Raw genomic sequence first — 12,413 nt, forward strand, 5'->3', positions numbered from 1 at the left:
GATCGCTGACGCTCGCCGAGGCGATGACCGTGGCGTCGATAAGTGTGCCGGTCCGGACAACGACGCCACGCGCGGCAAGCTGGTCGCCGACCGCGTCGAAGAGAACGCGGTCCAGGCCACGCTTCACCAACTCACGGCGGAACCGGACGAAGGCGGTGCGCTCGGGCGTCGCTTCCGCCGCCGCGAAGCCGCCGAAGCGGCGGAAGCTGGCGCGATCGTCCACCGCCTCGGCGAGTTTGACATCGGACAGGTCATACCAGACCGCCAGCAGCAGCGCCTTGAACAGAGCCAAGGGAGGCCAGGCACGCTCCCCCTTCTCCGCGGCGTAGACGGGGGCGAGCAGGCGATCGATCCCGGACCAGTCGAGCAGAGCAGAGGCCTCATCCAGCGCGCTGCCGCGCCGTCCCTCTTCAGCTGGGAACCGGAATTCTTCCTGCCCGATCCGACGCCGCGCCATTGCTCGCCTCCAACGCCACCAACGCCACCAACGCCATGGAATCAGCGATGCCACGCCGCCTCAACAGCTCCCAAGGTGAGCGCCGCGGCCCTTTCGCGCACAGGTCTCATCAGCCAGTTCGGCTCGCCGCAGGGCCTCCTCATAGCGGGCGCGCTCGATCATCTGCTCTTCCTCCACGTCGCGGAAGTTGAGGGCGAACACGGTCAGCATCAGCAGGAAGACGAACAGCACGCCGACCATCAGGTCGCTGATCGAGGCGAAGTAGCCCTCGCCGCCTTCGTCCTCGGCTCCGGTAGCCGTCGCCATGTCCCGTCTCCTCAGCGCACAGCCGGCACGAAGTCTTCGAGCGTGGCCTCAAGATTCTGGACCAAGCTGCCCAGCTGGGTGGCCGCCTTCGCGAGATTCTGATCGGTCTGGCTGACGAAGCCGGCGATCTCGCGCGTGAAGTCCCGAAGTCCGGCTTGAAGAGTGTCCAGGGTTTTCGCCAGCTCGCGGTCCACGCCTTCGAAGCGTTGTGCGGCGCCGTCCAGGCTTGCGGTCAGCTTTTGGGCGGCGTCCAGCACCGTGGTGAAGCCGGTGGCGGTACCGGATACCTGTTCGACCGCACGGCTGATCTCCAGCGAGGCCTTGGCCAACGGCTCCATGACCGTGCGGGCGCTCTGGCTGGCGGCGTTGATGGTGTCCGCCGCTTTGAACAGGGGCTCGGCGGCCCTCGCGGCGGCGTGTTCGAACTCCGTGCTGCGGGAGGCGAGCGTCGTGGCGGCCTGACCCAGGGCGGCGATCTGGCCGGCCAGCCCGCCGGCCCGCTCCCCGACCAGCCCGCCGGCATCGCGCAGGGATCCGCCGGCCGCCTCGCCACCCTTGCGGAGGGCGTCGGCGGCCTCGTTGCCCGCCCGGCCCAGCCGGTCGGCGGCACCGTTCAACGCCGTCGCGACGCCATCCCCGGCTTCGCCCAGAGCGGTCCGGAGGGTGGCGGCGCCGGCGGTTCCGCTCTCCCGCAGCGCATCGCCCGCTTGCCCAAGCGCCGTTCGCAGTTCGACCATCATGGCTTGCAACGCGGTCCTCATGCCTTCGGTGGCGTCGGCGATGCGGTTCACCGCTTGCTCCGCCCCCTGGCCCAGCGCGCTGCCGCCTTCGGAAGCCGCCCGTTCCAGGCCGGCGGACATCCGCTCCACCGACCGCTCCAGGCTGGCGGTGGTTTCCGTCACGCGGGCGGCCAACTGGCTGAAGGCCTCGCTTCTCGCGTTGCGGCTGCCTTCGGCGAGTGCCCGCAACTCCGCCACCATCGCCTCGACCGACGCCGAGAGGCGGACGCCGCTTTCCTCCGCCTGCCGTCCCATGGCCGTTTCCATGGCGGCAGCGGCCTGGGCCAGGGTGGTGGCAACGCCACGGGCGGCTTCCTCAAAACCGGTGGCTGCGGCCTCGATCCGGGAAGCCATATGCTGCCCGGCCTCGGCGCCGGCGGTGCGGCTCTGCTCCGCGACGGTCCGCAGGGTTTCGGTCAGGCCGCCCATCTGGTCGGTGATGCGGGACAGCGCGGCTTCGGCCCCTTCGCCCATGCGGGCGGCCATGGCGTCGGCGGACTGCGCCATCCGCACCGCGGCGTCGCCCAACCCCTGCTGAAGACCTTCCAGCCGCGCCCCCAGCCCCGACAGCGTCTCCGCCACACCCTGCATGCGGTCGCCGGTTCCACCCTGGAGCTTCTCCAAGAAGGCGTCGAGCATCGACCGCATGGCGTCCTCGTTGCGCGAGACCATGCCGTCGGCCAGCCGGCTCATCGAGTCTGCCAACGGGCCGATGTGCTCCCCCAGCCGCGCGTCGAAAGCGCGGTCCATGGCGCTTCCGAGCGAGACGGCCAGATCGTTCGTGAAGCTCTCGAAATAGTCGGACTGCCGCGCCAGCAGTTCGTTCGTCTCCTGCTGGAGCGCAGCCGGCGTCATCAGCGGAATGCGCTCCTCCAGCGCCGTGTGGAAGCCGTCCAGAGCCCGCTCGACCTGCTTCAGGCGGTGTTTGCGGATGAGCGCATAGACGATGGAAAGCAGCATGCCCATCAGAGACGTGATGAACTTGAACGATGCCGTGTCGAGCATCTGCCGCAGAGCGCCGTTGCGCTCCGCCGCGGTGCCGGTCACCACCTCGCCGGCGCTGCCCAGCGCGACCGCAAGTCCCAGGAACGTGAACAGCAGCCCGGCGCCGACCAGCAGATTCGGCATGGCCGCGTGATAGCGCAGGTCGGTTTCAATGGCCGGCCCGCGCAGAAGGTCCAGGTTGAACCAAGCAGCCGGTCGTGTCGTCGAGCGCACGGGGCGGCCCGCCGTCCGTGGCAGAAGCAGCGACTCCCGGTACTCCCGCCAAGCGCCCCGGAGGATCGGGTCGCGCCCCAAGCTGGCGTTGACCTCCTCATAGCGCTCGGCGAAGGACAACGCGTCGGCGGATTTGGCGAGTTCGTCATTCGCGGCCAGAAGAGAGCGGATCAAACGCTTCGTTCCATTATCCAGTGAGATAATCGAAGTCGTTGCCCAAAAAACGAGGAGTAGGATGACCAGACCGATTGTGTAGGGATTGGAGATGATGGGAGCGACGGCTTGAGCTATGTTCATGGAGTGATGAACGCCTGAATAACCTCTCGTATACGATGGCGTTTATAATTAGAAATTCTTGAAAATGCCCTGACGGTATTGTGAATGCCAACCATAACCATTTCGATCTATGACGGGGAGCAATTGCTGGAGCGGCGCGACTGCCGCGCGATCCTTCTGCCCGACCAGCGGGCGGCGGTAGTGTGGCGTGGGCTGGCCTACCCGCTGCTGGAGGGGGATCGGATCGACATTACGGGGGAGGCTGTAATCCCCACCGCCATCCCGCCGGGGCCGGCTGCGACAACGCCGCCTGTGGCACGCTTCGCCGTGGTCGAGGGGGTGGGGGAGGCCTATCTGCTGATCCAGGGGTCGGTGCTGGATCGCGAGCAGGCGGCGGCCCGGCTGGTGGCTGGCGGCTGGCGGACTCCCGGTCATCCGGTCCGGCCAGTATCTCGGCGAACCGGTGGACGGCTTGGCCGCCGACTGGTTCGTCAGGTTCGAAAGCCAGGCCGCTGCCCCAGGCACACTGGCTGCCCGCATCGGCGCCCTGCTCGATGGGGCACTGCTGTCGGCCGAAGGTCCCGCCAACATGGCGGAGTTGCGGCTTCGCCTCGTGGAAGGCGAACTGGCCCGGGCTCACGCCATGGCGGCGACGCTGAAGGCGGAGGTTGCGGCCTTGCGATTCGCGCTGGCCGAGCGGGCACCTGCTGATGCCCAGGACGAGGGCCGGGACCGGGCCGAACGGTTGCAGGCCGATTTCGAGGAACTGCAAAGAGCGCTTGTTGAGGAGGCGAAGAACCGCCTCGCCGCGGAAGCGCTCGCGCTGGAGGCTCCGCCGCCGACACGCCCGGTCGCACCCGGCCGGTTGAGCGAGGAGGTGGCCGCCGTCTTCGCCAGTCTGCTGCCCCGCATCCGCTTGCTCCGCGCCAGCCTGGACGTGGCCGCTGTGGAATTCTCCGACCGACGTTATCTGTATGGCGCCCTCGGGGAACTCGCCGCCGGCACCGGTGGAACCCCGGCGAACTGGAAAAAGCTCAAGGGCGCCGACCGCTGGTGGGAGCGGCACATTTCCAACGGGCAGGATGACGCTGGCCGCCTTTACGCGCGATTGGCTCCGGACGACCGCAGGTGGGAGGTGCTCGTTTCCCACAAGTCCGAGCAGCCTAGGGACATTGCATGGCTGCGATCCCAGGGCTGACCGATGACAGCCGTCGCGAAAGGCCGTCTTTCGGCACCGACGCAGCAGCGCCTGACCTACCCCAGGTCGCAGTCGTCCGGTGACATACTCCGCTGCGCACCGTATAGTGTGCGTTCACCGGGAGGAAATGGTGGGCCGGTCGGTCAATTTCGCATTCTTGGCGCGGCATGATGCCCAACTCGATCGGCTGGGGGCGCTGGCCGAGCGCTTCTTCGCCGAGGATGCCAACACCACCATCATCAAGCTGCGCCAGTTCGCCGAACTCCTGGCCCAGCTCACCGCGGCGAAGCTTGGGCTGTGGACGTCGCCCGAGGAGAAGCAGACGGACCTGTTGCGCCGCTTGCGCGACCGCGGCGCCCTGACGCGCGAGGTCGGGGACCTCTTCCACGTCATCCGCAAGGCCGGCAACGCCGCCGCCCACGACCTGGACGGCGACCACGCGACCGCGCTGTCTTGCCTGAAGCACGCGCGCACACTGGGCGTCTGGTTTCATCGCACCGTCACGGGCGACCGCGCGTTTGCCCCCGGCCCCTTCCTGCCGCCGCCCGATCCGCGCGCCGAGGGCGCGGCGCTGAAGGCAGAGCTGGAGCGGCTGCGCAAGGCGGTTGCGGAGCAGCAGTCGGCGCACGAGCGCATCGCGGCCGAGGCGCAGGCCGAAGCCGAACGGCGCCTGTCCGCCGAGGAGCGCGCCGCCCGCGCCGAGGCCGAGCGGCTGGAGTGGGAGCGGCTGGCGCAGGAGGCCGACGCCGACCGCGCGCGCCTGGAAGCGGAACTGGCCACCGCCCAGGCGAGCGCCGCCGCCGAAGCGCCCGAGGCGATCCAGCACCGCGTCGAGCTTGCGCAGGAGGTCGGCCAGGGCATCGACCTGGACGAGCGCGAGACCCGCCGCCTGATCGACGCCCACCTCCGCGACGCCGGATGGCAGGCCGACAGCGAAGCCCTGACCTTCGCCGCCGGCGCCCGACCGCAGAAGGGGCGCAACCTTGCCATCGCGGAATGGCCGACGGCGAACGGCCCGGCCGACTATGTGCTCTTCGCCGGGCTCACCGCCGTGGCCGTGGTGGAGGCCAAGCGCCGCAACGCCGACGCCCCGGCCGCCATCGATCAGGCGCGCCGCTACGCCGAGGGCTTCGTCCCCCATGGCGACGCGATGCCGCCGGCGGAGGGGCCGTGGGGCGCCATCCGGGTGCCGTTCCTGTTCGCCACCAACGGCCGCCCCTTCCTGCGCCAGTTCGAGACCGCGTCCGGCACCTGGTTCCGCGACGCCCGCCACGCGGACAACCTGCGCAAGGCGCTGGACGGCTGGTACACCCCGTCGGGCTTGCTGGAACTGCTGCGCAACGATCCGCGCGCGGCGCAGGAGCGGCTGGCGCGCGATCCCTTCGCCTTCAACTTCCCGCTTCGCGATTACCAGGAGCGCGCCATCCGCCGGATCGAGGAGGCCATCGCCGGCGGCCGGCGCGAGGTGTTGGTGGCCATGGCGACCGGCACCGGCAAGACCAAGACCTGCATCGCGCTGGTCTACCGCCTGCTGAAGGCGCAACGCTTCCGCCGCATCCTGTTCCTGGTGGACCGCACGGCGCTGGGCGAGCAGGCCGGCAACGCGTTCAAGGAAACGCGCATGGAGCACCAGCAGGTCTTCGCCGACATCTTCGCGGTGAAGGACCTGGGCGAAATCGCCCCCGACCCCGAGACCAAGCTGCACATCGCCACCGTCCAGGCGCTGGTCAAGCGCACCCTCTACAGCGACGACCCGCCGCCCATCGACCAGTACGACTGCATTGTGGTGGACGAGTGTCACCGCGGCTACCTGCTCGACCGCGAGATGGGGGACGACGAGATCCGCTTCCGCGACCAGGGCGACTACATCTCCAAGTACCGGCGCGTGCTCGATCGCTTCGACGCGGTGAAGGTCGGCCTGACCGCCACGCCGGCCCTGCACACGGTGGAGATCTTCGGCGACCCGGCCTTCCGCTACACCTGCCAGGAGGCGGTGATCGACGGCTGGCTGGTCGACCACGAGCCGCCGCTCCGCGCCCACACCGCGCTCAGCCAGCAGGGCATCCACTGGGACGCGGGCGCCGCCGTGGACGTGCTGGACACCCGCACGGGCCAGCTCGACCTCATCCACCTGCCGGACGAGGTGCGGTTCGACGTCGAGGACTTCAACCGCAAGGTCATCACGCCGGACTTCAACCGCGTCATTGCCGAATGGCTGGCCGGGCACATCGACCCCGGCCTGCCCGGCAAGACCCTGGTGTTCTGCGCCACCGACCGGCACGCCGACATCGTCGTCGGCGCGCTCAAGGCCGCGTTCGCCGCGCGCTACGGCGCCATCGAGGACGACGCGGTGGTGAAGATCACCGGCAAGTCCGACCAGCCGTTGCAGCAGATCCGCCGCTTCAAGAACGAGGCCCTGCCCAAGGTCGCGGTCACCGTCGACCTGCTGACCACCGGCATCGACGTGCCGGAGATCGTCAACCTCGTCTTCATCCGCCGGGTTGGCAGCCGCATCCTGTACGAGCAGATGATCGGCCGCGGCACCCGCCTGTGCGAGGACCTGTTCGGCCCCGGCCAGCACAAGACCGCCTTTCGCATCTTCGACGCCGTCGGCCTCTACGCCGCCATGCAGGACCTGACGGAGATGCGGCCGGTGGTGGCGAACCCCAACATCACCTTCGCCATGCTGATGGGCGAACTGGCCGAGGCCACCGGCACGCCGGTGGACGCGCCTCCGCCGACCGGCTTTGCGTCCGCTGGATTCGCAGAGGAGGGCCAAGCCCCCTTCATTGGCCCGCCGGAGGTGGAGGAGCGCCGGGTGCAGCAGGCGCGCTGGCTGGTCGGCCAGATCGTCGCCAAGCTGCACCGCAAGAAGCGCCGCCTGTCCGACAGCGGCGCCCGCCGCTTCCGTGACTTGGCCGGCACCGACCCGGACGCCTTCATCCGCCGCCTGCGCGACGCCCCGCCCGAGGAGGCCGCGCGCCTGCTGCTCGACCACCGCGCGCTGATGGAGTTGCTGGACACCCGCATCGGCGACGACCCGATCCATGTGCCGCTCTACACCGGCGCCGACTCGTTCCGTCACGAGGAAACCGGCTACGGCCTCGGCATTACCCGGCCGGAGGATTATCTCGCCAGCTTCCGCAGCTACCTCACCGAGAACTTGAACCGAATCCCGGCGCTCGCCGCCGTCGCCAACGCCCCGCGCGACCTGACCCGCGCGCAGCTCCGCGAGGTGCGGCTGCGGCTGGAGCAGGACGGCTTCGGCGAGTCCGAACTGCGCGCCGCCTTCCGCGACGCCACCAACGCCGACATCGCCGCCTCGATCATCGGCTACATCCGCCAGGCGGCGCTGGGCGACCCGCTGGTCCCGTATGACGAGCGTGTGGACCGCGCGATGCGGCGGGTGCTATCCAGCCGTCCCTGGACGCAGGCGCAGAGGCAATGGCTGGAGCGCATCGCCCGGCAGATGAAGAAGGAGGTCGTCATTGACCGCGAGACGCTGGATCAGGGCGAGTTCCGCCAGCAGGGCGGCGGGTTCGTAAGGCTGAACCGGGTGTTCGAGGGGCGGCTGGAGGCGATCCTCGGGGAGATCGGCGAGGGGATCTGGGAGAAGGCATCGTGACGTCTATCGTGATCGGGCAGGAATCTGGAAAGATATGGTCGTTGTCCGACAGCCGCATCACAGTTCCAGAACATAAAGACAAGTTGCTTCTGGCGCATGACCGTGCGCCAAAGATCTTCAAACTTTCAACCTCCGGCCCAGATTTTGGGATTGCTTACGCAGGGACCTCAACGGTCGGATGCAACGTTTTTCTTGCGTTGACGACCTGTGCCGTTGGGAAGTTGGCGACCAACGCAAAGGGCGTTGCGAGTCAGATCGCAAGGCTTATGGGGGCTTTCAAGATGTCTTCGGAGGATGGGGCGACGGACGGACTTGAGGCAACTTGGGAGAAGGTCGACTACGATATTTTGATATTCGGTGAATGCGGCGGCGCGCCAGCGCTATATAGGCTCTGCAGCGACATTTCTCAGAGTAACGGCGCGCTTGTTCTTTCTGCATTGCCCATGGTGTTTGGCGATTGTGCGGAAGATATCGAGAAGCGAATAAAATCAGAAATCATGGGTCGTCCGCATGAAAATCCGCGGGATATCGCGAGATCCGTTTTGGAGTCCATTCAAAAGGACACGGATTTCCAGGGTATTGGCGGCTTGATTCTGGAAGCGGAGGTGGATGGGCCGACCTTCCGTTACTGCGACTGTACGTTGCTTGCCAATTACATAGAAGCGATATCATGACCGCCACCACCGACATCGTCGCCAAGCTCTGGAACCTCTGCCACATCCTGCGGGACGACGGGATCACGTATCACCAGTACGTGACGGAGCTGACCTATCTGATCTTCCTCAAGATGGCGGCGGAGACCGGGGCCGAAGGTCAGTTGCCCGAGCATTACCGCTGGGCCGACATCCGCCGGCGCCAGGGGGTGGAGCAGCTGACCTTCTACAAGGAGCTGCTGATCCACCTCGGCGCCGAGGGCTCGGCGCAGGTGCAGGCGATCTTCCAGAACGCGCAGACCTCGCTGCGCCAGCCGCGCATCCTGAAGGCGCTGGTGGAGGCCATCGACGGGCTGGACTGGTACTCGGCGCGCGAGGAAGGCCTCGGCAACATGTACGAGGGCCTGCTGGAGCGCAACGCGACCGAGAAGAAGTCGGGGGCGGGGCAGTACTTCACGCCGCGTCCACTGATCGACAGCATGGTCGCGCTGATGCGGCCGAAGGCGGGCGAGTATGTGCAGGACCCGGCGGCGGGCACCGGCGGGTTCCTGATCGCCGCCGACCGCTGGATCAAGGCGCACACCAACGACCTGTGGGACCTGACCGAGGCCGAGCAGTACTTCCAGCGCCACAACGCCTTCTACGGGATGGAGCTGGTGCCGGATGCCCACCGGCTGGGCCTGATGAACCTGATGCTGCACGACGTCTCGGGCGACCTCCAACTCGGCGACGCGCTGTCGGAGCAGGGGACGCGGCTGCACAAGGCCGACCTGATGCTCACCAACCCGCCCTTCGGCACCAAGAAGGGCGGCGGCCTGCCGTCGCGCGACGACTTCACCTATCCCACCTCCAACAAGCAGCTGGCCTTCCTCCAGCACATCTACCGCGGCCTGAAGCCCGGCGGGCGCGCCGCGGTGGTTCTGCCCGACAACGTGCTGTTCGAGGACAACTCAGGCCGGGACATCCGCCGCGACCTGATGGACAAGTGCGACCTGCACACCATCCTGCGCCTGCCCACCGGCATCTTCTACAGTGCGGGCGTCAAGACCAACGTGCTGTTCTTCACGCGCGGCCGCACCGACAAGGGCAACACCGGGGACGTCTGGGTCTACGACCTGCGCTCCAACATGCCGCAGTTCGGCAAGACCCGCCCGCTGACGCGCGAGCACTTCGCCGCGTTCGAGGCCGCCTTCGGCCCCGACCCGCTGGGCAAGGCGCCGCGAACGGACGAGGGCGAGCAGGGCCGCTTCCGCCGCTTCACCCGCGAGCAGATCGCCGCGCGCGGCGACAACCTGGACATCACGTGGCTGCGCGACGACAGCGCCGACGAGGCGCTGCCCGAACCCGACGTGATCGCCGCCGAGATCATCGACACCCTGCGCACCGCGCTGGAGGAGATGGAGGCGCTGGCGGATATGCTGGGTCCGGACGAGGATGCGGATGGCTCCGTGGCGGAGGCCGCGGAATGAGCGGCTGGGAATTGCCGGCGGGGTGGGAAGAGGTGCCTCTGGCGGAGATCGCAACGTCCCAGCTTGGAAAGATGCTGGACAAGGCAAAGTGGACCGCTGGAACGTCTCTTCCCTACCTGAGGAATGTGAATGTCCGATGGGGCGAGTTCGACCTATCTGATCTCTTGGAAATGCCCTTCACGGTCGATGAATTAGATCGATACGGCCTTCGCGATGGCGATGTTCTGATTTGCGAGGGCGGAGAACCGGGAAGGGCTGCGATCTGGCTCGGTGGTGACACGCCGATCAAGTACCAGAAGGCTCTACACCGGGTCCGCCTTCAAGGAGGTTGCGACCCGCGTTGGCTGGTTTTTCAGCTACGCAAGGACGCCACTGGAGATAGGCTCTCGGCCTTCTTCACCGGAACGACGATCAAGCATTTCACGGGCGAGGCGCTCAGCCGATATCCGGTTGCGCTTCCTCCGCTTCCCGAACAGCGTCGCATCGTCGAGAAGATCGAGGCGCTGACGGCGCGTTCGCGCCGGGCGCGCGAGGCGCTGGACACTCTGCCGGCGCTTATCGACCGCTACCGCCAATCCATCCTCGCCGCCGCCTTCCGTGGCGACCTGACCAAGGATTGGAGAGTTAAGGAAACTAAGAGGGATTATCCAAGCCATACTTTGAACTCTTCCATCGTTGCTGATACCGACGCTCAGTTGCCAATTCTCCCAATGGGCTGGAAGTGGTGCAATTTGTCGGATCTAATAGATACTCAGCGTCCACTTTGTTACGGCGTTGTGCAACCTGGAGAAGAAGACGATAGTGGAAATCGCCTGATTCGTGTCTGTGATATAGGCGCTGGTGTGGTCAACGCTGCTGACCTTCGCACGATATCAGCTGATGTCGACCGGCAATATAAGCGGTCCAGAGTGCGTGCCGGTGATGTACTGGTCAGTATCGTAGGCACCATTGGACGCTCGGCAGTAGTGCAACTCGATGCTGACGGGGCAAATATCGCGCGGGCCTTGGCGAGGGTTTCACCGCGTCCGCAGGTGCCGGGAAAATGGATCTCCTACTGGCTCTCGACGTACTTCATGCAGTCATGGCTGGTGCGTGAATCGCGAGAGGTGGCGCGGAAGACACTAAATCTTGGCGAACTCGCGCAAGCACCGGTTCCGTTAGCGCCAAGCGATGAAATGGCAACCCTAGTACAAATACTCGATTCAAGCATGTTGCGAGTAGGAGTTCTGTCCGGCGTCGTTGCTGAGGCTAGAGAGCGGATACCTACCCTCGACCAGTCCATCCTCGCCAAGGCCTTCCGGGGCGAACTCGTCCCGCAGGATCCGAACGACGAGCCGGCCTCGGTGCTGCTGGAGCGCATCCGCGCCGAGCGCGCGGCGGCGGGGGAAAAGCCCCGGCGCGGGCGTGCGCGCAAGGCGGGCTGAGGAGACGGAGTCCATGTCCGACATCAAGGTGTTCCGCGTCACGCCCACCGGCGTCGCCGAGTTGCCGACCAAGTCCGCCAGCATCGAGAAGTCGTTGCAGACTCTGTTCGAGAAGAACCTGGAAGCGCTGCTCGGGGTGCGCTTCCTCGCCACGGAGTATTCGACGGGCAAGGTGCATGGCGGTCGCATCGACACGCTGGGCATCGACGAGAACGGTTGCCCCGTCATCATCGAGTACAAGCGCGCGGTCAACGAGAACGTCATCAACCAGGGGCTCTTCTACCTCGACTGGCTGCTCGACCACCGCAAGGAATTCCAGTGGCTGGTCATGGAGACGTTGGGCGCCGAGACGGCCAAGGCGGTCGAGTGGTCGGGGCCGCGCCTGCTGTGCATCGCCGGCGACTTTACCAACTACGACCAGCACGCGGTCAAGCAGATCAACCGCAACATCGAACTGATCCGCTACCGCCACTGCGGCGACGACCTGCTGCTGCTGGAACTCGTCAACGCGACCACGGCCACCGTGGCGGCGCGCACCCCGACGATCACGCCGGCCGACCTCGCCGATTCACCCACCAAGGCGCCGGTGTCGAAGCCGACTGGCGCGTCGCAGTTCATCGACTATCGGCTCGCGCAGGCGAGCCAGCCGATCAAGGATCTTTACGAGGCCCTGAAGGCGTTCCTGCTGGGTCTTGGCGACGATGTCCAGTTCAAGCAACTCCAGTTCTACGTCGCCTTCAAGCGCATCAAGAACTTCGCCTGCGTCGAGGTGTACCCGCAGGCGGGCAAGGTCACGGTGTTCCTGAAGGTCGACCCGATGACCGTGACCATCGAACCGGGTTTCACCCGCGACGTCAGCAAGATCGGCCACTTCGGCACGGGCGACCTGGAGATCACCCTGTCCACGATGGAGGATCTGGATCGCGCCACGCCGCTCCTCGTCCGCAGCTATGAGGAGTCCTGACGTACGGCGGCCGCGCCGCCGTCCGAACGATAGGAACAGGACAG

At 66.7% G+C, this 12,413-nt stretch carries 9 protein-coding genes; 6 read left to right on the forward strand and 3 right to left on the reverse strand.

Features of this window, described 5'->3' with window-relative positions:
* From AC1DVI_RS18530 to AC1DVI_RS18540, 3 genes are all read right to left on the reverse strand, one after another.
* Positions 1-457: transposase (locus AC1DVI_RS18530; RefSeq protein WP_476959219.1), on the reverse strand; the 457-nt coding region annotated here is incomplete at its 3' end.
* Between the two features lie 60 nt (positions 458-517).
* Positions 518-763: a hypothetical protein gene (locus AC1DVI_RS18535; protein ID WP_476959220.1), complete on the reverse strand. Its 246-nt coding sequence runs from the start codon at positions 761-763 to the stop codon at positions 518-520.
* Positions 764-774: 11 nt separating this feature from the next.
* Positions 775-2,934, reverse strand: a complete 2,160-nt coding sequence (locus AC1DVI_RS18540; RefSeq protein ID WP_476959221.1) for a hypothetical protein — start codon at positions 2,932-2,934, stop codon at positions 775-777.
* Between the two features lie 574 nt (positions 2,935-3,508).
* Here AC1DVI_RS18540 and AC1DVI_RS18545 point away from each other — a divergent pair.
* From AC1DVI_RS18545 to AC1DVI_RS18570, 6 genes are all read left to right on the forward strand, one after another.
* Positions 3,509-4,234, forward strand: coding sequence for a hypothetical protein (locus tag AC1DVI_RS18545; protein ID WP_476959222.1), 726 nt, complete (start codon positions 3,509-3,511; stop codon positions 4,232-4,234).
* Positions 4,235-4,361: 127 nt separating this feature from the next.
* A complete protein-coding gene (hsdR, locus tag AC1DVI_RS18550) occupies positions 4,362-7,859 on the forward strand; it encodes a type I restriction-modification system endonuclease (RefSeq protein WP_476959223.1) in 3,498 nt (1,165 codons plus the stop codon).
* A complete protein-coding gene (locus AC1DVI_RS18555) occupies positions 7,856-8,533 on the forward strand; it encodes a hypothetical protein (RefSeq protein ID WP_476959224.1) in 678 nt (225 codons plus the stop codon). Before hsdR ends, AC1DVI_RS18555 begins: the two co-directional genes overlap by 4 nt.
* Complete coding sequence (locus AC1DVI_RS18560; protein ID WP_476959225.1) at positions 8,530-9,981, forward strand: class I SAM-dependent DNA methyltransferase; 1,452 nt, start codon at positions 8,530-8,532, stop codon at positions 9,979-9,981. Before AC1DVI_RS18555 ends, AC1DVI_RS18560 begins: the two co-directional genes overlap by 4 nt.
* Positions 9,978-11,405 carry a restriction endonuclease subunit S gene (locus tag AC1DVI_RS18565; RefSeq protein ID WP_476959226.1) on the forward strand — a complete coding sequence of 476 codons (1,428 nt, stop codon included), beginning with the start codon at positions 9,978-9,980 and terminating at the stop codon, positions 11,403-11,405. Before AC1DVI_RS18560 ends, AC1DVI_RS18565 begins: the two co-directional genes overlap by 4 nt.
* Positions 11,406-11,418: 13 nt before the next feature.
* Complete coding sequence (locus AC1DVI_RS18570) at positions 11,419-12,369, forward strand: DUF5655 domain-containing protein (RefSeq protein ID WP_476959227.1); 951 nt, start codon at positions 11,419-11,421, stop codon at positions 12,367-12,369.
* Positions 12,370-12,413 lie beyond the last annotated feature (44 nt).

Source organism: Azospirillum sp. P4_B5, from assembly GCF_056402275.1.